Here is a 23,360-nt window from a genome sequence, read left to right on the forward strand (position 1 = left end):
AGCTTACCCCTGTCCGCCCAAATATCCTTAGCAAAATTTCTAATAGGCAAGCAACCCTACACGTACATATGTACGTAGTGACAAAATGGTTACCTTAATATAACGCTGGATAAATTACCTATTAGAGGCACAAATGAACGTTTCAGACGCGAGTATCGAGGATATTTTAAGTTCTTTGGAAAGCTATGGTGATCTTGCTGGTTCAGAAGTCCTCACGCGTGCACTCATAGCAGAGCGAAACGGCGAGCGGGATAAAGCACTATTTTGGTTTGATGTGTTCAAAAAACTTGCAAATCAAGAATCACAACTCACTACAATTTAAACGTTTATTTCTCATTTGATTGAGGTAAGATCCATTCATTCACGTGTAAATGTAGGTCACTCCAATGAATAAAAACAAACCAACCAAACAATATATCGCGCAAAAATCAACACAGATAACTGCTTTAGAATTACTTCGGACTGAACTTGAAAATGCTGGCGATGATATGGCTGCTTATTTGTGCGAACAATTGATTAATGAACTTCAAATGCTCATTAATCAAAATCTTAATGATGCTTAAACTTAACTTCGTATGATTTTTCCACTTAAGACCTTCTAACAATCTCAATTGTTACATAACTGTTACATAGAAATTCTTGGACAAATAAATCTTAAGATAAGTCATTGAAATATATGGTACGCCCAGAGGGATTCGAACCCCCGACCGTCTGCTTAGAAGCGACAAAACGGCATACAATATTAATACCATAAAAACCCAATAAATAACTGTTTTATATAGATAAAATGGGGTATTATAAGCTTATGCAAAAGTCGTTTTTAGGCGATTTTTAAGACTAATTTGTTACATGGGTGTTACATGAGGTGCCACGTTTATATCTAACAGACAGCTTTATATTGAATGTAAAATGTCCTTCTAACAAGGACCAAATTCTTTACTGGGATCACCCTAAAACACTTGAGGGTAATATTCGCCATGGCGCACAAGCAGGCTTAGGGCTGCGCGTTACCAGCCAAGGTGCTAAATCTTTCATTCACACCTTTCACTTTAATGGCAAACGAAAACGAACTGTCATTGCCAAAGCAGAGAAAATAGGTATTTCATCTGCTCGACTACTTGTTCAGCAAAGAGATATTCAGATTGAATCTGGCTTAAACCCAGACGCTATTAAAACCAATTATCGTAGAAAACATGCCCTCACCTTTAGAGATATTGTAGACGAGTATTTTGATACGCACATTTGTAAACTTTCTCCAAAATACCAGCAAGAATATGCCCGTTATATTGCACCATGGCACGCTAAGCAAAGAAACACCAAAAACAAACGCGGCAGAAATATGAACTCAAACCTCATCGCTTTTGGCGCAACCCATGCAGATTCCGCTGCAAAAGATATAACACCATCCGATATTGGCGTGTTTATTCATAAAATTAATTCAGACCACATCGCGAATGCTGCCCTTAAACAACTTAAAGCTTTATATAACTGGGCTATACGAATGCAGTTGATTGATATCCGTAATCCTTGCTCACCACATCAAAACCGTAAAATTATTCGCCAACGCAGAGATTATACACCAGAAGATATCGCCACCCTCGCCGCTTATATTTTTAACCCACCGATTGAGGCAAGCAATGCACTCCTTGATGCAACACCAAGAGAACGACAAATAGCAGCCCTTAAACGCGGCGCATTACACCATCAAAACGCGCAGATGGACGAGCTGTGCCATTTTCTAGGCATATTGTTTCTCACAATGGCAAGGCCTAATGAGCTAAAACAAGCTCAATTTGATCATTTCGATCTCAAGCGCCTTATCTGGCATAAACACAACACCAAAGGTATTAAGCTCTCTAAGGCTACCTATGAATACGCCTACCGTTCTGTGCCCATTCACCCAAAAGTCGCTGAACTTGTGAGACAACAAAAACAACGCTGGCCTGAATCCAATCTAGTCTTTCCATCTCACACAGATTTCACCAAACCGCGTGATAACTTTAACAAGGCCCTAAGTCGTTTTAAAAAGCTTGATGGCGTGCCAAACCACTTCCAATTGTACGATGTTAAACGTATAGCGATTTCACTCATGCTCACTGGCCAAGGCATCAACCGTGAAGACGTAAGCCATTACGTGGATCACAAGGGTAACCTTGAAACAACGATGATTTATGATCTCGGATTTGTGGATCCTATGCGACCTGTTGCTGAACGGCTGGGCGAACTTCTTGGTGTTTAATCTTTGACTTTTGCAACAACTTGACCCCTAATATAACCAGAATCGGGAGAAAATCCCACCAATCCAAGAAGGCGCCAATCGGTGCCTTTTTTTTATGAATAATCGGGAGATAAAAATGCAGGGGACAGCAGCACTTGTGGTGACCAAAGAAGAACTAAAGAAGATGTTGGAGGAAGTTGGGCGCATCAGCGCTACACAAATACTAAATTCATTTAAGGCCGAACTCAATACCAATCCAATTGAGAAACAAACCAAACGCCTACAAACCTATATCCAAGATAGAAACAGTATCGAAAACCCAAGAGAGGAATGGGCAAATGGCCGCCATATCCGCCGCCTTAACCCATCGAAAAACGGCAAACCTAAATCCATGTCATGGTTTAAAACATTCAAGGAAGAAAGCACCCTCAATAAATGCTTCAACCGCCCCTCACCTGATCATGGTCGCCTGCAAGAATGGACATTTGAAGACGTTGCTAATGCATGGGATCACTTTCATCGTCAGCGATGCGCGACAAATTAAAAATAAGACAGCAAATGTGTAAGCTGCCTTATAATAAGTGAAACCGTTTGTAAGAAGAAACCGAATACAGTGTAATGAATAGTATTTTTCAAATTTAAAAGGCAGCCAATTGGCTGCCTTTTGTTCGAGCTATTCCACTTTAATCTACTCCGTATAAATAAATAAATTTAGCGGAGTTGTGCTGTTATTTCCTTCATCATGAATAAGAAACCTTTTCCCGTCCATATGAGCACGCAATAACATTCTGTGCATTCTCAGCGCATTGCGGAATACTTCAGAATCTGTATCTGCTCCAGTCAATTCTTTGAGCTCTTCAAAGGCTTGAGCTGAAGATTGGGACAAAGATATAGAAAAACGCTCTTTTGCTTGTTTAGGCTTACTAGTTCTAGTTTTACGCTCTTTAATAGTAGCGATATTGGATGTCATAGTGACACTCCTTTCAAAGGTGATGCGAGTGATGTCTCAATATGCACAATCATTTGGCATACAAATTATATATCATATTATAGTATGTCAACACATAATTTCAAGGTATATAATATTTTTACGTACAGTGTAATATATTGTAATACACATATTGACATTTTAGTCAAATCGATTATATTAGAAGTTGTATTCACAATTAACACTTTCAAGGAAAAAGATTATGAAAATTCAATATTCCCCTCACGAGACGGCAAACCATAGGAGGAAGCCATGTCTGCACGCAGCCCAACAAGGCAAATCAAACGAAAGGCTAAAGGATTCAAAATTAGAATAGGAGAAGGTGAAATTATCAGTGAATATTATAGAGAGGAAGAATTTGACGGATTAGACGCAAAGCACGTACCTGAAGATACACAGGTTTCAAAATCATCGATATTAAATAACCCTTGGGTCATCGGCATTCTGATTGCAATAATTTTCTAAAAATCTACGAATATAATCCAAACCCTGCCCTTTGTGAGCAGGGTTTTATTTTGTGCATCTTTCTGCAGAACAACATTAATTGGAACGCTTTACCAAACCCTTTCAGCCAGCTCGCGTTCTTGTTGGCCAATGATATTTGTGTAGATGAATGTGGTTTGGATGTCTTTGTGGCCCAACCACTTTTGGATGCGGTCTAGGGGAATATCTTTCATGACACCGCGCGTGCCATAGGTGTGACGTAGGCCTCTCGGGGTGGCTTTGATGCCTGTTATGCCCGCCTGACCCATGGCTTGCTTGATGATCTTCCAAGCATGTGTTCTGCCCCAAAGGAATAGACGATTATTTTCTAATAACGTCAAATCAAATAGTGCGGCAAGGTGATCTTGCGGTGCTGGCACGCAGCGCATCACAATCCGCCCGCGCTTTTTGAGCGAGCGAAAAACGATAAACCCCTCTTCCACATGAATATTACTTGGGCATAGTGATAACGCCTCAGAAATCCTACATCCTGTGTAGAGCAAGGTCAGGCAAAATAATTGCTCTGTGGGACCTAAGCAATTGAGCGCCTGCTTAAAAGCTTCGCGCTCATTGCTGGTAAGATATTTACGGCTGCCGTTTGATGAGAAAATTGAGTGAGTTGATTGACGCATTAGACGCTCCTGTTTGTAAGCGCTTTTGGTATCAACCAGCCGATATTTTTAGCTCTCTCTTATTTCAGAATAATCGCCATAATCTTGTGAACAAAATTGGTGTATTTTGTTCACTAATTTGAATCACCCATTAACAATAATGGGTTAGCGCCCTGCGTATCAGGCCGTCTATGAACCTTACATGAACAGGAATCTCTATTTCAAGCTGTATTTTGGGCTTTTTTGAGGTGTGAACAAAATACACCAATTTTGTTCATATCACTACTTTAGCAGAAGGTGGCCGCAAAGTCTTTGTGACGCTTCTTTTGCTCTGTCATGGAGTACATTTTATGTCTGTTCAAACTATTCAGGTGAGCTCATCTGCGGCTATTGATAGCGCCGTAACTGGCTATCTCAATCAAGGTTTTACGGTTGCAAACCGCACCGATACCAAAGCCATTATGCAGAAGAACAAAGCGCCACTAAGCGCAGCTATGATTATTCTTGGCCTCATCGTCCCTATCTTTGGCTGGGCGTTCCTCATTGGCTATCTGATTATCCACGGTTCAAAGCCCGCATCTCAAGTGATTGAAATCAATCTGGCGGCTGAAGACTCATGAAGCGCATCATCTATCCCGTTATTGCTTTGGTTCTCGCTGGCTGCGTCACCGATACAGAAATACTCGGCAACTGGCAGCAAACAGTAAAACAAGCAAACCTTAAGCCAGACCTCGTCTGGCTTGGCGGAGACGGCCATAAAAGCCATTTCCACGGCATTCCAACCCGTGCCGAAGCTGTTGCGCTTGTGGGCGCTAACAAAGGCAAATTCGGCGGCATGGTTGGCTATGTCCATAAGCTCAACATTAAGAGCAATCGTGCAGCCATTGAGATAGCACCCCGCATTACGTCAGAAAACAATCGGGACTGCTATTTTAGATATGGCGGCGGTACGGATTATCTTGATTGTTTGCAAAGCAATAAGGGTATTTTTACATCAACCGTGACTTGCCATATCTCCAACTGGAAGGCCGTTAATCAAGCCACGGGCGGTACCATGCAATCAAACTTCAACAACCGCGAAAATGACCGCAACGCGTGGGATCACATCATGGTTGAAGGCGTTATTCACCGCGTTGAAGACAAAATCAGCAGCTACGACACAACGCCTCGTTATGGGTATGTTGGTTATGGCCGTAACGTGACCGTTTTCCAACATCGCACAATTCATATCAATAAATGCCGCATAGCTGTCTATCGCGGCAAAGTCATCCCAAAAATCTAAATATTATTCGGAGAAACCCCATGACAACCATGTGGACATGTAAATTTTGTGAAAAACCAGTCGCGCCCAACGCCTCCAAATGCCCTGCTTGCGGCGGTCATTTTGGTGTTGCTGAGCGTGGATATATGCGTGGCCAAGCTCGTGTGACGAGTAGAGCTCAATCCAATAAAAGTAAGAACGTGGGGTGTTCCATCTTTCTTGTTCCGCTCCTTGGCGCAGGCATTTGGCTGGCATCCAGCGTGTTTGGGGAAGCCAGCGAATGGGAAGCCTTTGGTAAGAATAACGCGATGGTGACCAGCGCAGATGGAAAATTGATTATTCATTGCGAAAGCGGTGAAGGCAGCTCGCTAGATCCCGGCATTAGCTTTTTTATTGAACCCACCAAAACCCTCCCACCATCGAAAGGTATGTTCTGGGGTATTTTTAATCGGGTTAAGGGAGAATTGATTGGCGGCGGCGAACGGGTTCGTTTCGACAATGACCGTTGGATATTATGGTCTAGCATCAAAGGGACTCTCAAAAACATGAAAGCGGGGAGTGAAATCCTCTTTCGTTATGACAAAGATCAATACCTTACTTTCCCCCTCACAGGCTCAAGTAAAGCGCTCGATGAATGCTTTAAACCCATTGTAGAACAAGATACCTACGCGCATAGCAAGGTTGATATCATCGGCATTAAAACAGGCATGGCTTATTCAACCGTTGCCAAACAAGTGACAAAGCACCTTGGCGTAGAACGCGTTGACTTTAATGATACAGATGCCACCTATTTTGGCACGACTACCCGATCAAATACGACCATCAAATTTGATTACTCGGCAACATGGCGCAAGAGTGAACCTCACCTACGCGAATATATCAAAGTTACTTTATCACCTGACTTGCTGGGCAAGCGGGTTCTTACAACTCAACGCGATCTATTTTATGAAACATCAGGTCGCAATTCTAAACCACCGCTCTTTAAAACGATCTACAACGAGGGTTTAAAGGCGAAATACGGCAACCCGTCCATCTGGTATGAAAGTAATGATAAGTTAAGCGGAAGTATTGTTTGGTTTTTTAATCCAGACACGGGGAAGGCCTTTGGTGAATCTTACCCAATTGAATGCTTTGATGCGCAGAAAATTCATGAACCAACGTGGAACGTTGCTGCTTCAACCCAAAACTATAGCCGCTTTGAAAACCAATACAGCCAAATTGCTAAAACTTGCGGCCCTTACATCAAAGTTAAATATGATAAGAGTGGCCAATTTCTAAAAAACCTCACCACAACCATGGTGGACGTTCCCCTTATCTTTGATACGGTTATGTATCTGTACCGTAACCTCAAAAGTGCGACTGATACGAAAGAGGAGAAACTGTTGAAGCAGTCATCTGATGTGAAGACGAAGTTTTGATTATCATAAAAGGAACAGACCCTTAATGTCATTCAAAACCTCAGTGCGATGAATAGTTAGAAAAACATAAAAATATGTTACAACTCAAACATCAACTAGAGACCTTCCGAACCTTCAAGCAACGCTTCATTATATTTACTTTTTGCAACATCAAATTCAAAATAATCTGACTTATAACAAGTTTCCTAAATGCTTCCTTGTGGTGACCTATCAAGATGGGGTAGGTAAACTCATTCAATCGCGGGTTTCTTTGAATGGCGTCACAGCGGGTTTGGAAAATATAAATTAGAGGGGACGGGCCCCTTGTAATCTCCATCCCTATTTAGGGCTTGTAATTAGAGAATGGATGGCTTCATGAGCTTCTCGAAGCTCAGATCGCTCATCATCAAGAAACAACGTATGCACGTTGTTGATGGCTGTTTCTAAATCTATGGCATCCACTGTTATTTCGTAAATAATTGTTTCCTCCACCTCTATGTCAAAAGAACGCTGGCCGTTGAGGGCCAGCGCATTGAGATGTGATTTGAGAAGAGGCATTATGCAGCCTCCTTTGTTTTGATCTTGATTTTGCGAACAACCATTTTACCCTCAACAAGAGGTGTGTAGTTCACCGCAAGGTTCATGCCCTCGCCGTCTTTATGCTGCCAGGCAACACCTATTTTCGTCCAACGTGCATTGTCGTTTTCTCCAACGACGTGAAAGATTTCATGTGTTGGCTTGTGGTTTTGTTTTGTCATTTTATTTCTCCTTTTTAATTGCCTCAGCGCCATTCGCTTCGGTTGTGAATTTTTAAGGAACGTGCGCTTGAGCAACGACGCAATGTCTCTTCTCGGTTTGGTGCGGAAGACGACTTGCGGTGGGGCTGCAAACGTTCATGTTCACAAACGATCCGATTGCGAAGCGCTGAGGTTTAAAAAGTGAGAAATCACAAAACAGACGACCACAAACCATGACTATTTTACAGCTTGGAAACAATGCACTTGGTCAGGATGAAGGCTGCATAAGGAAGGTGGGACAATCCATAAACACACCCCACTTCATAAAATGGTTGTTTGCGAAAAGGCGGTGCAGCAAAATGTATGATGTTGGACACATCGCAATGCGCTGCCCGTGCAGGCCGTCACTAGACGAAATCGGGTAGTGACGGCTCTGCCGAAAACGGCTGCCATGCAGGGATGACCCGCACTCTTAGGCAATGACGGTCCAATGATGACACCAAGATTCTTTGTCATTTTTTGACGAATACTTTGGACAAAAGCAACGATCTATACCATGATTTTATCACGATGCCGATCACTGTAAGGAACGTGCATCCAAACTAATCACCTCATATTTTTACTTGTAAACTGCAAAGGAAATAGCCATGAAGCTATGCTGTCCACGACCGCCACCGTGCGGAAATTAAACTGTATTTATAGAATACAGCGCCCATCTGGGCACGGTATGAAACAAGCACCTTCGGGTGCTTTTTTATGCCCTCGTCTTTCCCGCAATACATCGAAAGGAGAAACAGACTATCGGTCTTTACCGCAGTCTTATGCGGGCTATGCCACCCACGGGTACGTAGCGACCATGAACACTAACCAACAAAATGAAAGAATAGAATATGGATCATCTCACGATGGACCTTGTAAAGATAAGCCGTCGCCACCGCGACGGTTCAATTGGCACACAGAAGAACCGCCAGCGAGGCCTAACCGCTATGGCTAAACAACTAAGTTCACTAGGGTATCAACTTAAATCTGCGCATAGCCTTAAACCAAAACACGTCCATGCTTTGGTAGAAACATGGCAGAACACAGATTGCACACCTGCAACGATTAGAAACAGATTAAGTTGGCTGAGATGGTGGGCAGAAAAGATTAATAAATCAGCGATTATTGAACGGAATAATCGCGCATATAATGCAGCAGACCGCAACACAATTGAGATCAATCGAGCACAATCTCTCGATCATGAGAAACTCAACGCTATAGAATGCCCACATGTCAAAGCTGCCCTATTACTACAGGCCGCATTTGGCCTGAGACGTGAAGAAGCTATGAAGTTCCAACCAAGCTTTGCCATGGGGCAAGATAGAATTAAGCTGAAAGGAAGCTGGACAAAAGGCGGACGTTATCGAGAAATTCCAATAACCAGCGCCCATCAATACAAAGTATTAGATTTAGCGCAACGCATTGCAGGCAAAGGCTCATTAATCCCATCTGATAAATCTTATAGAAAACAGCTTAAGTCCTATGAATACCAGACGCTTAAAGCGGGTCTTAGAAATACCCATGGCCTAAGACATAAATACGCCCAATGGCGATATGCAAAGCTCACAGACATGCCCTGCCCTCACGCTGGCGGTAAACGCTGGCGCGACATGACCAAGCAAGAAAGAGCTAAAGACAGAGAGGCAAGACGTATGATTTCAAATGAGCTGGGCCATAGCCGCCTTGCGATTACCGATATTTATCTTGGAAAGGCAATGCGATGAATTATGCTGAAGACATAAGAGCAAAGACGCAAGCCTCCCGCCATGACTATGCACACATGCTTTTTAACATCCAAAGAATCCAAGATTTTATAAAAAACAAAGCCAGCGATGGCCACTGCCAACTGCGCATCTTTCAAAGTCATCCGCATGAACTCAAGGATGAGATTGCAACACAAGCACTTCTTCAATGGCTAGATGAGAATGGATTTCATTACTCATGGGAAGAAACATTTATCCAAGCAGATAAACTAAGACCACGTACTTACGGCAAGTACCATGAGCTTGTGATCAACTGGTGAGAGGACTAACCTTCATGTTGGACAAATGCATTTCAACAAAACCCATAAAAACGCCTATTTTATAGGCATTAGCGGCTTAAAACTCAACACAACCTTAGTTAGATGTTACAATACAATTTAACATCATAAGCTTCACTTTTCCCCCGATTTTTTATGATCGCCCATTGAGCGGAATACAAGAATCGGATTTTCTAACCGCAAAGGAGATAATATTGTCTGCAGCACTACCAATGTTACATCGACTTTTACAAGGTGAACCCACCCTTCCTCATAACAAAGGGAAATGCATACTAGTACAATTTGAAGGTGAACCTCATATTTTGAGATCTGGTCAGATTGATGCATTCGCATTTGAACTCGAAAAATACTTTGACATGAAATTCCATCTGACTGGAATCGAAGATCGCTGTATTTTAACTTACTATAGACCTGAAATGTTCACAAAATCCATATCAAAATATATCCGTGAAAATATGACAGTAAGTTTCATGGGACATTGCTCTACACGTTTTGGTATAGTTAGGGCAGATTTTTACGGACGGATTTTTACACTCCATGAGTAATGAAACCTTTAAGCGGATGGCGGGCAAGAGCCCGCTTTCTTTTGCAATAATAATTCCAACAATTAAAGAATTTGACGTAATCGTACCCACGATCAAAGGTGCATTGGCGGAATTTATTTTGATAAATGCGAGCAGACCATCTGGACGAGTACCAGCAAAGGAAGAAAAGAGAGATAATCAGACCTTAACAAGCCAGATTATCGAAGTCGCTATCGGTGAACATTTCCATAAAGTTGGTTTTTTCTGTTCTACTCAGATGGGAAACGCATTCTCTGCAGCAATCACAGGGTACGTAATAAGTGAATATTCGCCATCAATGATCATCAGCGCAGGCATTGCAGGTGGATTGAATCCGCTTAAAACAAAACTTGGTGACGTTATTATCCCATTCGAAGTTCGATATCTCGGTTATGATAAGGTTGGTGATTATCTAAATTATGAAAAAGAAAAAAAACACACACAGGCTCTAGAAAAAATAACTATGTTTCAAGAGAATGACTTTTATATGAGATTTAAACAAAAAAGTGCTAACTTTTTCGATACTGACGGTTCAGCATACCTTGCACTTAAGGATTACCTCTCAGAATTAAAACTTGAAAGTACTGAATTGCAAGAAAGCGTAACCAATTCTCTTAATAAAAATGAAATCGAATATTCTGATCATGATTGTAAAATTTTTCGTGGCGATAAGACTGCTATTTTTTCTTGGGAAAAGGTTTTAGACAGCCGCAAGTTTGCAGAAGGCATCTCAGGCAAAAATGCTACTTTATTCGACGATTGCCCAGCAGTAGATATGGAATCTTATGGCTTTCTTCAAACAATTAACATTTTACCAAAAGGCAAAAGACCTGACGCTTTAATCGTTCGAGGCATTTCAGATTATGTTGGGTTAAAACATGTTACAGATAATTTAGATTATAAATGGCGCAATCATGCAATGCGAAACGTTGGCTATACAATTTCAGAGATCATAAGAAAACGGAGTAAGTAGTCGATTTTTCACCAGTCATCTATCAGTAGACATATAAAAATTCGATTTAAAATATTATCATAATAATGATTCTATATAGTGTTTTAAAAGAAGCTAACGCTCCCTATCTTGTTCCGGCTCCCTTTCGAGTTCCTGTATCATTTCGTTCATAGCCTCATCCATTTCCTTGGGATGGCGAGGTTCACGATATGGCCCAGGCACCGGATGATCGTTTTCCGCTTCAGGTAGTTGCAAATAGTTTTTGAGGCGTTCGATCATTGGCTGCTTAATAGCTTTTTGATAAGCACCTATTCTGTCAATATCATCTTGCCTCTGAATTTCCTGCATTCGCCGCATTAAAATAACATCTTTCGCAGCCTGGACAGCGTATTTACCCATTTCAGCAGCTTCTTCTAAAAGCTGTTTTTCTTGGTAGGTTCGATACATATTGGATGCGCGAAGATAGACACTTTTTTGTGCATTTTCTATACGTTCACGCCGTGCCGCATCCATTTCTAAATCTTGCTTGTAAAGCTCGTGACGTGAGGCACGGTCATCCTGCGGTATATATGTTGCATCTTGCTGAAGCTCCGACGTTTGCTCAACATCTAATTCAAGCGACTGCGCCTCATATTCTGGCGGTACAAGTTCTTGTTCCTCTATCCGTTCAAGTTTTTGATCCTGCCAGTAACGGTGTAGCTCTTCCCGCTCCGCTAATTTCATATCATGGGTGGGGACCTCTTTCGGTGGCCAATCATCTCTTTGCGTCAAGTTTGGATAAAGTTCTTTATCTGTTTGAGTTGGCTCTTGCATGTCACTCTCCTGTTCAGGCCGTTCCATTTCGTTTGATGTTTCTTCAACCTGTGCATGTTCATGCACTATCGGCTGAGAAGTATTTTCATGGTGATGCGAAGCATCTCGATGAGGCCCGCGATGCTTGGTCGGTTCCGCCTCAATCCCACGGGCCTTATAACTGCGGTGATCAACCCGTAGGGATGATCCCGATTTTTCTAAATATAGGTTGGTTATATCCGCCCACGCTTTGCGCGTTTCGGTAATAAACTTGCGTGTATCAATTGCTGTAATCTTGCCGCTAAATCCATCACGATCTAACGCAAAGGTCGTCAGTAAAATATGCGCATGGGGATTATGATCCTTTGGATCGTTATGAATGGCCACATCCACCACGCAGCCCATCGCAACAAACGGTTTAATAAAATCTTTGAGAAGCTGAATGCGATCACGTGCGGGAACATCCCGCGTGAACGCCGCTTCAATCTTTTTTGCTAGTCGCGAATCTTTACGCTTGGCATTTTTTTCTACTGCATTCCAAAGTTGAGCACGATTTTTGGCCCAATTCGCTGTTCCGTTTGGCGCAAAAATCTCTGCAAAAATCACATCATCATCACCCGCGTCTCGCGCGATGATCTCTTTATTTCTCTTATCGCTAAACAGCGTTTCGCCCGACTGATAGGATGCCGCCACAATCGCGCTGCGCTGCCTCACATCTTCATTTTTGGCTGAAACATTGCCAATATGGCAATGGATATTTCCGTCCTGCATAGCCTCACCAAGTACAATTTATCCAACAAGTGCGGCGAGCCGCGCTGTTGGTTTCCTTCTAAATCTGTCAAACGGCACGCCGTTTCCTATAAAAACCCATCCGCACGGTAAGTGCGGGGGTTGTAGGGGGTCGCCCCTACCGCACTCCGCGTTTTGACGTGCGGAACGCCGTTGAAACGCGGTTATAGGTTGACCAACTTGGGCTGCTTTATTCAAACCTGTAATACAAGTTGGGCAACCTGTAAGTGCGCTCTACAGGTTGCCGAGCTTAGTATTGACTCTTTTAAGTTGCAATGCCTAAGTTATACACCACGAGTTTCGGGGAGTGTAAATGTGAGTAACAACCCATTTGATATTAAGAACGCTGTGGGCTTTTCAATTGACGACATTGGCAAGAGTGCAAAGACGGGCGTGGATGTTTATCGCACCATGTCTAGCTGGAGCTTAAAACGCCGCCTTCAAAAAGAAGGCTATGACCCCATCACCATTGATGCAGCCGTTGAGGCCGCCAAAGCAGGCCGAGACCCAACCAGCATTTTAGCGCAAGCACAAGAAGCGTACGCGCTGCGCGACAAGCAAACTCATATACGCAACAACCCGCCGCCCATTCATGGCTCTGCGCGATGGAGCCAACGAGCAGATTTAATGCGGCAAAATATACTGGTTCCAAATAACGGTAAAGGTCTGTCACTGGGGCATTACGGCAATGAAGCACTCACATGGAACGGTGAGAGCCATTTATTGACGATTGCGCCAACCCGCACGGGTAAAAGTACGCTACAGATCGTTCCTAATCTGTTGCAATACAAAGGGTCAGCTGTTGTTCTTGATCCCAAAGGTGAACTCTTTGCGCTTACATCAAAATGGCGCGAGGAGAACGTTGGCCCTGTTTATGTTCTTAATCCTTTTGGCCTTGAACCGCTCAATAGTTTTACTGACAGTTTTAATCCATTAGATAGTGTCAAAGACAGCCTGAGCGCGACGAAGCTCGCCGAGGTTATTTACCCTCGTTCCAATAACCCGCAACAGCAATTCTTTGACCACGAGGCCATTGGCTTTTTATCCGCTGTCATCGAATATGTGGCGTGCTATCGGCCAAAGTCTGATCGTAATCTGTCGTTTATTCGCACCCACCTTTCCTCCTTAAATAAACGCTTCTACGATCTCCTTAAAGAGATGTGCCAAACCCATTTACCAGCATCCATTCAAAATGCAGCAGGTAACTTTTGGACCAAATCAAATGACACGGGCAAACCGCGCGTTATGGACAGTATCAACCAGCACATGCGTATTTGGGATAACGAAGGACTACAGAAAGCAACGGCACATTCCTTCTTCAACTTTAAAGACCTCAAAGACAAGCCAGCCACCGTGTATCTCATGCTGCCATTTGAGGAGATTGAAGCTTATTCTACGTTTGTGCGCATGGTGTTTGCCACTGCTCTCAACGCCATGCTGGAGAACAAAACGAAACCAGAAATTCCCGTATTGTTCGTGCTTGATGAGTTTTTAGCACTGGATAGTGATGATCGCTTTGTGTCCGCCCTGCGCACCCATGCAAGTGCTGGTGTTCGTTTGTGGTTCTTTCTACAAGATTTACCGACACTTGAGCAAAAATACCCCACCACTTGGAAATCCTTTCTGCAAGTGGAAACCAAAACCTTTTTTGGTACAGATGATCCCTACACCGCTAAACTTGTTAGCGAATACCTCGGAGATCAAACCGTCGCCTACGAAGTACCGAATATGTCTGCGAGCACAACGAGCGGCACTTCCGCCAGCACCTCCTACTCCATCAGTGAAAACCTTCACCTGACCAGTCGTAATCTCATGACACCAGATGAAGTTATTCATTTTATGTCCGGCGATGGTTCTGGTCGCAATGGCATTCATTTTATGCGCAACATAAGGCCAGTACAGGCCCAGTTGACGCCATGGTTTCGTAATCCAGAGTTAAAGGCACGTACATGAAAACGACCAATTTTAAATCGAACTCAATGTTTGAAACATTGTTCATCATGGCTTTCAGCGCGATAGTTGGTGGCGTCATTGCTGTCATTGTAGCCCTCCCTGCGGCTATCGCCGCTGTTGCCTTTATGGGGCCTGTTGTTTGGTTTACAGTAGGCCCCATACTCCTTGCTGCGGCCTCTGCCTCCATTATGTGGGCAATCATCGGCGTACCTATCTGGGCAATTATAGGCGGCTTTTTATTCGCAAACATGTTGTCCGGAAATGGCCGAGCTTCAAGACAAAATAATGTTACGTTCTTCTCGTCTACACACCCAATTGCCAAACGAACAAACGAATTAGCAGAAAAACTCGCCCTACCCAATATCCCTTACATTGGCTGGTACGAAGAGAAGAACATCAATGCTTTTGCCATGGGAACAAGGTTGGATAATACGCTCATCGCTTTCAGCAAAGGCGCGATTGAAAAACTTTCAACAGAAGAACTTGATGCTGTGATTGGCCATGAACTAGCCCACGTCGCCAATCAAGATATGTATCGCATGACCTTCTTGCGAGGTGCTCAAGAAGCCCTCACCTTTTTTCTTATCTTCCGTTCAGCCAAGAAAATAGCCCGTTGGGTTTTTACGCCACTGTCCGAATTATACATCTTGAAATTTTCAAGAGAACGAGAATTTGAAGCGGATAATATCGCTGCACAACTCACATCACCAAACGACATGACCGCTGCATTAATCGCCATTCAAAACCAAAAGCACCTCAACAATCAACCAGACCCCTACGCAAATACCCGCATATCTGGCTGGAATACTGAGGGGCTGTTTAGCACCCATCCGCCGCTAACAAAGAGAATTGAGACGCTAAGTTACTTTTAGTCGCGGCGCTGTTTGATGGTTTTGGTTGCCTCTTTTAAGAGAACTACCGACCTCGCCGTACATTAATCGCCCGTGCATCAAGACTATTCTTTAAATGCACAGCATAGTGCTTTTCAATCATCTCAACGCTCGTGCGGCAGTTTTTTGCAATTTGATAGATATCTGCACCTTCAAGCAATCTGAATGAGATATAACTGTGCCGCAACGAATAAAGTGTCCGGCTATTACCGTTACGATCAACCTTTAGGTTTAACTCTTCCAGTATTCGATTAAATTGCTTCTTGTGGTCAACACTAAACAATCTGTCTGTTGGGTTAGGTTTATTACGTTTCACCATTCGTTTAAAAGGCCACACAGCGCCTTTGGTGCTTTTGCAGAACCCAACACCCCTTTTGCCCCGCACTTCAATTTCTAGGATCGTTTCATCGGTATCTTTGTCATCGACGATGTCAATGTCTCTATACTCCAGCCAATTGGCTTCATCAGGACGAATTCCCGTATTAGCCATGAATAAAATCTTATCATGTAATTGCTCTGCTAAGTACGTCTGCCGCGTACCCTTGGCCTGTTTGATATTTTCCCGTGTGGCCTCATAGAGCTGCTTATATTCATCTGGTGAAAACCAAGCGCGGTGCACTACTTTGCCAGAAGATTTATATGGCTGCGATAAATCAGGGACATATTGAAGCCAACCAGAACGAACTGCTGTTTTTAGCACCATCCGCAATGTCACCGTCTCATGATGCAAGGTGCTTCGCGATGGCGGTTTCTTTTCTTTACCTCTTTCATCTGTACCAGGATTATTAGCGCGATGAATGCGGTATTCTTGTAAAGTACCTGCGTTAATGGTTGAGAGGCCCAATTCACCAAAATACGGAATGAGATGCATTTTAATACGGCGATAATGATCTTTCACCCAACGCTCATTTCTTTCGCCTTCGGTAAGAACCTCATATTCATTCATAAATTTTTGTGCGGCATCGTCAAAAGTATGTTCACTTAGAATATCCCCGCTGCGTTTCTTATCTAAAAGATCAAAATACCAATCTTCAGCGATTTCCTTAGCGCGGCTTAGGCTGTCTTCTTTAGTGCTTTTACGGCGATTCTTACCTGCAATATATGCTGCACAGAACCAGTTATTCCCTGTTTCACGCCGATATATGCGGACTTTATCACCTAGAATCTTATGTGTTTCGCCCATTTCCAACACCTTTTCATCACATGGGTAATTTTGGGTAAGTCTTGGGAAACACTAATTTGCAGTAGAATCACTGTCAAATCTGAAAGCTATATCATTGATTTTATTGATAAAAATGGCAGGGGCAGAAGGGTTCGAACCCTCGACCTACGGTTTTGGAGACCGTCGCTCTACCAACTGAGCTATACCCCTATTAAATGTCGTCCGGTTCGCGTTTAAGCGAGCTGGGAAAAAAATGCAAGGGGAATATGAGAACAATTCGCGACATACTTAACAATGCTACGGTGTTTTTTATTGTAAGCTCACTAATATGCCCGCCTGCACAGGCTGTTTCATTAACGTCAGTGTTCAACAGACGTCTCTGCACATGAATAACGTTGCCTCAATCCTTAACAGACAATTATAAATTCTAATAACGAGAAAACATACATCAATCACAATCCCGCTAAATGACTCATATCCCTATAATTCAAAGGCTTATGCCAAAAAGTAGATAATTCTCGGGCATTTTCAATAAGCTTATAACGAGTGATCAATACTTTGTTTACCATCCAACATTAATACTCTTTCACGTTCATGAAGAGCGCTAAATTGACACTATGACTGTGTGAAATGACAATGGGGTTCTTCATGTTCAAAAATCTAGCTATATCTAAGCGTGTCGCGCTTGGTATTTCCATTCCACTCATCGGACTTACGATTCTCGCGGGCATTGCGATCTGGGAAGCCTATCGAAATTACCAATCGATGGTTTTTCTCAGCTATGTTTCAGAAACTATAGATGAGCTAGCTACATTAACAAACAAGCTGCAGGTAGAACGCGGACAAACCGCAATTTTTATTGGTTCTGGTGCCAAAGCACCTCAGCCTGAGTTGATCAAAGCGCGAACAGAAACAAATGGTGAAGTAGATCGCCTTCATGTTGTTGTTGAGCATATTAAAGAAACAAATGACATGCGACTGGCTAAAGAGCTTGCTGAACTTGAAGATGAAGTTCGATCATTGGAAGCTGTGCGTTTGCAAATTAACAATGGTGAGATCGAACTGAAAAAAGCGATGAGCTTTTATACAAAGAAAATCGGTCATATTATTGAAATCGGTTTTCATGCTTCTAAAAGAGCAAATAACGCCGAATTGGCTTTAGAAACCGTCGGTATGATGGAACTTGCTGAAGCGAAAGAATATGCGGGTCAAGAGCGTGGCCTGGTTGCCGGTCTTATTTCTAGCGGTACGGTTGACAAAGAGCGGCTTGTTAAACTTGAGAAGAATATTGGTAAGCAAGAAACATTATTATTTAATTTCATCAATAACCAGCCCATACGAAACCAAGACCATTTCACAAAGCTTATTAAATCTGTCGATCTTGCACCTGTTACGGCGATGCGGAAAAAAATTGCTGACTATGCGCTAGATGGCACTCCATTGGATTTCACAGCAACAGATTGGTTTACTACTTCTACAAAACGGATCAACCAGTTCCGTGATATCGAAATTGCTGCAGCTGAAGAAATAGCTCATGGTGCTACAAAAGTTACGAGTTCTACATTTAACCATTTGCTCATTGTCATTCTAATTTCGACAATAACTTTAGTTACAGCAGTCATCATCGGCTTCTTCATCGCTCGTTCAATTTCCAAGGCTATCAACAATACTACAGACGAGATGAAAGCGCTTGCACAAGGTGATACAAGTTTCGAAATATCCGGCCTTGGCTCCAATACAGAACTCGGTGAAATGGCACAGGCGATTGCGGTATTTAAAGACAATGCAATTGCTCGTATTGAAATGGAAGCTCAAGCCGAAGAGGAGGAGCTGCGTACGAAAGAAGCACAAGAAAAAGACGAGAAAATTAAAGCACAGCAAAAACATGAAGTTGAAACAGTTGTAAACTCTCTCGGAAATGCGCTTCAACGCCTTGCGAGCGGCGATCTCTCCAAAGGGATCTCTACAGAATATGCAAGTGAATTTGCGAAATTAAAGAGCGACTTCGGTGACTCTATCGCCCGCCTTTCTACTGCAATGAATGAAATCAATCAAACGACCGTTGAGATCGGAGATAATTCTAACGAGTTACGTATTGCAGCCGATGATCTGGCACAACGCACAGAACAGCAAGCAGCGTCACTTGAGGAAACATCCGCCGCTCTGGAAGAAATTACAGGCACGGTTAAAGAATCCGCCGAACGCGCACAAGAAGCCCGTGAAAAGGCTGGTGTTGCGAAAGAAAGCACAGCAAAATCTAGCCAGGTTGTGCAAGACGCCGTAAATGCCATGGAACGGATTGAAAGCGCATCTGGTGAAATCGAAAACATTATTAGCGTTATCGATGAAATAGCATTCCAAACAAACCTACTGGCATTGAATGCGGGTGTTGAAGCTGCGCGCGCAGGGGAAGCAGGCAAAGGCTTTGCCGTTGTCGCCCAGGAGGTGCGTGAACTAGCTCAGCGTTCCGCAACTGCTGCAAAGCAAATCAAAGAACTAATCACCAACTCTGGCGAAGAAGTATCAACTGGTGTGTCGCTTGTGAAAGCAACCGGCGATGCGCTTACCACAATATCTGAGCAGGTCATCGAGATTGATACGCATATTCAGTCAATTGCCAGAGCATCATCAGAACAGTCAGAAGGCCTTAATGAAGTCAATAAAGCTGTAAATGCAATGGATCAGGTCACACAGCAAAATGCGGCGATGGTTGAAGAGACTAATGCAGTTACCCACCGTCTTTCTGAGGAAGCAGAAAAGCTGACTGGTCTTGTTGGTCAATTCCAAACAAAACAAACAGCAAAACAGCAAAGCAATGCGCCTACCCCACCACAAACTGTTCAGGCCGCAAAACAACCAACTCAGGTTGCCGTGGCTTCCGCAAAGCAACATGACACTGTTAAATCTCCAGCACGTGCCATGGTCCAGAAGGTTGCTGCCGGCATGGGAAGCGCTGCCACTGCCGAGGACAGTTGGGATGAATTCTAAACACCTCTAAACTTGAGTTAGCTATAAAGCAGACCCCCAAGGTAATCCTTTGGGGGTTTTGTTTTGCAATATGAGTTTCATGTTTTTGTCATCTAAACATTCATCTATCTCAACGAACGCAAATTCTGGCGTTGCAAACAAAGGGAAAGATCTATCCAGTAGAAAATCGCACCATTCGATAGGACTCTGTTTACCATATATCGATACACTTATAAAGTATCGTTAATGAATGATGATGCTTTAGGTTGTATTTTCTGTAGAATGCCCTACCGATACCCCTTCCCCCACTATTTCTTCTATGATTTATAAGGTGCGTAGAACAATGAAAAACATCTCAATATCAAAACGAATTGCTTTAGGTGTTCTTATCCCCATCACTGGATTGCTAATTGTAACAGGGCAACAGGCGTATAGTGGGTATCATGAGTATAAAGAAAGTAGATTTCTCTATCAAATTTCAGGTGTGGTGAAGGGACTGCTTAACATTACTCACAATGCGCAGATAGAGCGAGGAACTTCGGCGGGTTTTGCTAGCTCAGTGCAAACACAACCTACAGAAGCCATTATAATGGCCCGTATCGCTACTGACAAAGAAGTTGCAATACTTAAAGAACAGGTTGACCACCTAAATTCGGAAGGTCACGACGAGATCGTTAGCCATTTAAACAGCGTCATGGATGAACTTGAAAACATCTCCGAATTTCGTTCTAAAATTGATACAAAATCGGTGCAAGTGGGTGATATTGTGAATTATTACGCAGTGCTTGTTGATCACATGCTTTCAATTGGTGTCGAGAGTGCGGGACTTTCTGTTGATCCAACGGTTGCACTTGAGATCACTGCTATGCTTGATCTTTCTTCTGCAAAAGAGCTTGCAGGTCAAGAACGCGCCCTCGTCAACGGCCTTTTAGGCACTGGTTCCATTAATGAAACACAAATACAAAAAATTCAGACATTCATTGCACCTCAAAATGTTATGATCGAAAATTTTATTCGGCACATTCCAGAAGCACACAAAGAAGAATATGCAAGGTTGATAGCTGATATGGACTTAGGGACTGTCCAATCTTTACGTGATAAAATTATTAAAAATGCCGATGATTTATCAGCTAGCGGCGTTAATCAGGATGAATGGTTTGATACAACGACCAGTCGGATCACTAAACTTCGTAACTTGGAGAAGCTGGTTGATGATAACATTCATTTATTTATAAAAACGACACTTGATAGCCAGTTCATATCGTTGGTAATCTCGTTGGGGTTTGCGACCATGATCCTGCTGGTTGCAAGCATTGCAGGCTTCCTCATAGCTCGCTCAATTACGCGGCCAATGAAGAATTTACAAGAGAATATGGGTCGATTGTCTGACGGCGAAGTAGAATTTGATGTTCAAGGCACGGAACAGAAGAATGAACTTGGCCTTATGGCACTTGCGCTAGAAAGCTTCCAGGGAGCAGAAATTCAAAAGCGCAAACTTGAGGCAGCAGCTCTTGCGGATAGTAAAGCGCGCAATGAAGAAAAAGCACGCCATGAAGCGGAAAAAGCCAAGCAAGACGAAGCTTATCGCGAAGCAGTTGATATTTTAGGTGCTGGTCTCGAACGTTTTTCAAAAGGCAACTTCGAGCAACCAATCGACAATGCTTTCCCTGATGTTCTTGTTTCTCTTCGTGAATATTACAATGATACACGTTTACACCTTGCAGGTACGCTCAGCAAAGTACGCGCCACCGGGAGTTCGCTCCTAGGTGACGCTGACGCGTTGAAAGATGCATCTACAGAACTTGCAAAACGCACAGAATCCCAAGCGGCGGCATTGGAAGAAACATCCGCGGCACTTATCGAAATAACTACCAATGTGCGTGAATCGTCTAAACGCGCTGAGGAGGCAAGCTCAAACATCTCAAGTGCACGCCAGAATTCTGAAAACTCAGATAAAGTCGTATCGAGTACAATTAATGCCATGAAACAAATTGAAAAAACATCAGGCGAAATTGCATCGATTATCAGTGTGATAGACGACATTGCCTTCCAAACCAATTTGCTTGCACTAAATGCAGGTGTTGAGGCTGCTCGTGCGGGTGAAGCAGGCAAAGGCTTCGCAGTTGTTGCACAAGAAGTTCGTGAGCTTGCGCAGCGTTCGGCATCTGCGGCTAAAGAGATTGAGACACTTATTAGTAACTCGGGCCGAGAAGTTGAAAACGGAGTAAAGCTCGTCAACGAAACAGGTAATGTTATTGCTGAAATTGTGAAAGATGTTTCCAACATTGATGGCCACATGCAAAATATCGCGCAAGCCTCAAGCGAGCAGTCTGCTGGCCTTAATCAAATCAGCACAGCAGTTACGGAGATGGATCATGCCACGCAACAAAACTCTGAGATGGTTCAGCGAACAAATGACATAACAAAACGTGTTGCTGGAGGAAGCCACCTTCTACACGACCTAATGGCTGATTTTAAAACTCGAGATATCAATGGGCAACGCCGAGCAAATAATCGTGGATCGCATATTCAACAAGATATTGAGGAACTTGCAGATGCAGAACTACCAGTACAGAAAGTAGCTATTTAGGCACCTCTGTTGTGCTGTTTAACGATAATCCACTTTTATAGAAAATCATAATTTGCACATAATTAAGCCCGACAAGAGAATAGTCTCATGTCGGGTTTTCATTTGATTGCGTCATATATTGCAACAATAAATCACATATTTGCTGACTACCAAAAGTAAATATTTCAATTTAGATTGAATAAATGTGCTCTCCGGCACGTAGATAAGATTAAATAATTCAAAACTATCTATTTACGACATTCAAAGGAAACTTTCAAAATGAAAACTCTCTCCAAAACACTTGCCGCATCTGCAATCTTGCTATCGTCAGCTTTTGCCTCAACATCGAGCTTTGCCGCTGACAAATATGAATTTGATGCCAGTCATTCACAAATCGTATTTTCATACAACCACTTGGGGTTTTCAACAACATACGGCATGTTTTCCGGCTTTGAAGGCTCCGCGATGCTAGATATGGATGATGTCTCAAAGTCATCAGTGCAACTTGAAATTAAAACTGCTGACATGATTACAGGTTGGGATGCACGTACTGGTCATTTTTCTTCACCAGATTTTTTCAACGTTGCAGAATTTCCTGTCGCAACATTTGTTTCCACATCAGTTGAATCAACTGGTGAAAAAACAGCAAAAATCACTGGTGATCTAACAATCCTTGATCAAACAAAATCAGTTGTACTTGATGCTACGCTGAACCAAATTGGTAAGCATCCACAATCACAAAAAGACTGGGCTGGTTTTGACGCCACAACAACATTAATCCGTAGCGATTTTAATCTTGGCAAATTCGCACCATATGTCAGCGATGAAGTTAAGCTCGTCATTTCAGTAGAAATGGGTAAAGTTGACGGCTAATCCGCGCTTAACCTAGACTACCAGCAAAAGAATACGCGAGAGGAGATTTTTTCTCTCGCGTTTTTTAAAAATTGG

The 23,360-nt window shown here is 42.9% G+C and carries 23 protein-coding genes and 1 tRNA gene; 17 read left to right on the forward strand and 7 right to left on the reverse strand.

Annotation, left to right across the window (positions count from 1 at the left end):
* The first annotated feature begins 133 nt into the window (after positions 1 to 133).
* From G3W54_RS00140 to G3W54_RS00155, 4 genes are all read left to right on the forward strand, one after another.
* Entirely contained in the window at positions 134 to 322 is a 189-nt protein-coding gene (locus G3W54_RS00140) for a hypothetical protein (RefSeq protein WP_162651137.1), read from the forward strand.
* Between the two features lie 64 nt (positions 323 to 386).
* Complete coding sequence (locus G3W54_RS00145; protein WP_162651138.1) at positions 387 to 563, forward strand: hypothetical protein; 177 nt, start codon at positions 387 to 389, stop codon at positions 561 to 563.
* A gap of 302 nt (positions 564 to 865) precedes the next feature.
* On the forward strand, positions 866 to 2,239 hold the full coding sequence (locus tag G3W54_RS00150) for an integrase family protein (RefSeq protein WP_244627802.1): 1,374 nt from the start codon (positions 866 to 868) through the stop codon (positions 2,237 to 2,239).
* Between the two features lie 115 nt (positions 2,240 to 2,354).
* Positions 2,355 to 2,762 carry a hypothetical protein gene (locus tag G3W54_RS00155; protein ID WP_162651139.1) on the forward strand — a complete coding sequence of 136 codons (408 nt, stop codon included), beginning with the start codon at positions 2,355 to 2,357 and terminating at the stop codon, positions 2,760 to 2,762.
* A 144-nt stretch (positions 2,763 to 2,906) separates the two neighbouring features.
* Here G3W54_RS00155 and G3W54_RS00160 read toward each other — a convergent pair whose 3' ends face one another.
* Positions 2,907 to 3,188: a ribbon-helix-helix protein, CopG family gene (locus G3W54_RS00160; protein ID WP_162651140.1), complete on the reverse strand. Its 282-nt coding sequence runs from the start codon at positions 3,186 to 3,188 to the stop codon at positions 2,907 to 2,909.
* Between the two features lie 270 nt (positions 3,189 to 3,458).
* Here G3W54_RS00160 and G3W54_RS00165 point away from each other — a divergent pair, with 270 nt between their 5' ends.
* Complete coding sequence (locus tag G3W54_RS00165; RefSeq protein ID WP_162651141.1) at positions 3,459 to 3,671, forward strand: hypothetical protein; 213 nt, start codon at positions 3,459 to 3,461, stop codon at positions 3,669 to 3,671.
* 89 nt (positions 3,672 to 3,760) lie between these two features.
* Here G3W54_RS00165 and G3W54_RS00170 read toward each other — a convergent pair whose 3' ends face one another.
* Positions 3,761 to 4,321, reverse strand: coding sequence for a tyrosine-type recombinase/integrase (locus G3W54_RS00170; RefSeq protein WP_162651142.1), 561 nt, complete (start codon positions 4,319 to 4,321; stop codon positions 3,761 to 3,763).
* Positions 4,322 to 4,650: 329 nt separating this feature from the next.
* Here G3W54_RS00170 and G3W54_RS00175 point away from each other — a divergent pair, with 329 nt between their 5' ends.
* Genes G3W54_RS00175 through G3W54_RS00185 form a run of 3 tightly spaced genes read left to right on the forward strand, consistent with a single transcriptional unit; the run spans position 4,651 to position 6,979 of the window.
* On the forward strand, positions 4,651 to 4,920 hold the full coding sequence (locus tag G3W54_RS00175; protein WP_162651143.1) for a hypothetical protein: 270 nt from the start codon (positions 4,651 to 4,653) through the stop codon (positions 4,918 to 4,920).
* On the forward strand, positions 4,917 to 5,582 hold the full coding sequence (locus G3W54_RS00180; protein ID WP_162651144.1) for a hypothetical protein: 666 nt from the start codon (positions 4,917 to 4,919) through the stop codon (positions 5,580 to 5,582). Before G3W54_RS00175 ends, G3W54_RS00180 begins: the two co-directional genes overlap by 4 nt.
* Positions 5,583 to 5,602: 20 nt before the next feature.
* The gene (locus G3W54_RS00185) at positions 5,603 to 6,979 is read left to right on the forward strand and encodes a hypothetical protein (protein WP_162651145.1); all 1,377 of its coding nucleotides are present in this window, start codon (positions 5,603 to 5,605) and stop codon (positions 6,977 to 6,979) included.
* Between the two features lie 318 nt (positions 6,980 to 7,297).
* Here G3W54_RS00185 and G3W54_RS00190 read toward each other — a convergent pair whose 3' ends face one another.
* Together G3W54_RS00190 and G3W54_RS00195 are read right to left on the reverse strand one after the other, a co-directional pair.
* Positions 7,298 to 7,516 carry a hypothetical protein gene (locus G3W54_RS00190; protein WP_162651146.1) on the reverse strand — a complete coding sequence of 73 codons (219 nt, stop codon included), beginning with the start codon at positions 7,514 to 7,516 and terminating at the stop codon, positions 7,298 to 7,300.
* Positions 7,516 to 7,716, reverse strand: coding sequence for a hypothetical protein (locus G3W54_RS00195; protein ID WP_162651147.1), 201 nt, complete (start codon positions 7,714 to 7,716; stop codon positions 7,516 to 7,518). Before G3W54_RS00195 ends, G3W54_RS00190 begins: the two co-directional genes overlap by 1 nt.
* An 869-nt stretch (positions 7,717 to 8,585) precedes the next feature.
* Here G3W54_RS00195 and G3W54_RS00200 point away from each other — a divergent pair.
* From G3W54_RS00200 to G3W54_RS00215, 4 genes are all read left to right on the forward strand, one after another.
* Positions 8,586 to 9,458 (forward strand): phage integrase N-terminal domain-containing protein, encoded by an 873-nt coding sequence (locus tag G3W54_RS00200; protein WP_162651148.1) that lies wholly within the window; start codon positions 8,586 to 8,588, stop codon positions 9,456 to 9,458.
* Positions 9,455 to 9,757 (forward strand): hypothetical protein, encoded by a 303-nt coding sequence (locus G3W54_RS00205; RefSeq protein ID WP_162651149.1) that lies wholly within the window; start codon positions 9,455 to 9,457, stop codon positions 9,755 to 9,757. The genes G3W54_RS00200 and G3W54_RS00205 overlap by 4 nt, the downstream gene beginning before the upstream one ends.
* Positions 9,758 to 9,969: 212 nt before the next feature.
* On the forward strand, positions 9,970 to 10,320 hold the full coding sequence (locus G3W54_RS00210) for a hypothetical protein (protein ID WP_162651150.1): 351 nt from the start codon (positions 9,970 to 9,972) through the stop codon (positions 10,318 to 10,320).
* Complete coding sequence (locus G3W54_RS00215) at positions 10,313 to 11,311, forward strand: 5'-methylthioadenosine/S-adenosylhomocysteine nucleosidase (RefSeq protein ID WP_162651151.1); 999 nt, start codon at positions 10,313 to 10,315, stop codon at positions 11,309 to 11,311. The genes G3W54_RS00210 and G3W54_RS00215 overlap by 8 nt, the downstream gene beginning before the upstream one ends.
* A 93-nt stretch (positions 11,312 to 11,404) precedes the next feature.
* On the opposite strand, the gene G3W54_RS00220 is transcribed toward G3W54_RS00215, so the two are convergent.
* Positions 11,405 to 12,853: a MobA/MobL family protein gene (locus G3W54_RS00220; RefSeq protein ID WP_162651152.1), complete on the reverse strand. Its 1,449-nt coding sequence runs from the start codon at positions 12,851 to 12,853 to the stop codon at positions 11,405 to 11,407.
* 333 nt (positions 12,854 to 13,186) lie between these two features.
* Between G3W54_RS00220 and G3W54_RS00225 the strand changes: the two genes are divergently transcribed.
* Together G3W54_RS00225 and G3W54_RS00230 are read left to right on the forward strand one after the other, a co-directional pair.
* A complete protein-coding gene (locus tag G3W54_RS00225; protein WP_162651153.1) occupies positions 13,187 to 14,824 on the forward strand; it encodes a type IV secretory system conjugative DNA transfer family protein in 1,638 nt (545 codons plus the stop codon).
* A complete protein-coding gene (locus G3W54_RS00230) occupies positions 14,821 to 15,696 on the forward strand; it encodes a M48 family metalloprotease (RefSeq protein ID WP_162651154.1) in 876 nt (291 codons plus the stop codon). Before G3W54_RS00225 ends, G3W54_RS00230 begins: the two co-directional genes overlap by 4 nt.
* Positions 15,697 to 15,739: 43 nt before the next feature.
* Here the strand turns inward: G3W54_RS00230 and G3W54_RS00235 are convergent, their stop codons facing one another.
* On the reverse strand, positions 15,740 to 16,897 hold the full coding sequence (locus tag G3W54_RS00235) for a phage integrase SAM-like domain-containing protein (RefSeq protein ID WP_162651155.1): 1,158 nt from the start codon (positions 16,895 to 16,897) through the stop codon (positions 15,740 to 15,742).
* A gap of 113 nt (positions 16,898 to 17,010) precedes the next feature.
* Positions 17,011 to 17,086 (reverse strand) — tRNA-Trp (locus G3W54_RS00240).
* A 438-nt stretch (positions 17,087 to 17,524) separates the two neighbouring features.
* Between G3W54_RS00240 and G3W54_RS00245 the strand changes: the two genes are divergently transcribed.
* The 3 genes from G3W54_RS00245 (at position 17,525) to G3W54_RS00255 (ending at position 23,285) form a co-directional block, all read left to right on the forward strand.
* Positions 17,525 to 19,864, forward strand: a complete 2,340-nt coding sequence (locus G3W54_RS00245; RefSeq protein ID WP_162651156.1) for a methyl-accepting chemotaxis protein — start codon at positions 17,525 to 17,527, stop codon at positions 19,862 to 19,864.
* Positions 19,865 to 20,186: 322 nt separating this feature from the next.
* Positions 20,187 to 22,433, forward strand: coding sequence for a methyl-accepting chemotaxis protein (locus G3W54_RS00250; protein WP_162651157.1), 2,247 nt, complete (start codon positions 20,187 to 20,189; stop codon positions 22,431 to 22,433).
* A 258-nt stretch (positions 22,434 to 22,691) separates the two neighbouring features.
* Complete coding sequence (locus tag G3W54_RS00255) at positions 22,692 to 23,285, forward strand: YceI family protein (RefSeq protein ID WP_162651158.1); 594 nt, start codon at positions 22,692 to 22,694, stop codon at positions 23,283 to 23,285.
* Positions 23,286 to 23,360 lie beyond the last annotated feature (75 nt).

Origin of the sequence: Lentilitoribacter sp. Alg239-R112, from assembly GCF_900537175.1 — a bacterium.
GTDB lineage: Bacteria > Pseudomonadota > Alphaproteobacteria > Rhizobiales > Rhizobiaceae > Lentilitoribacter.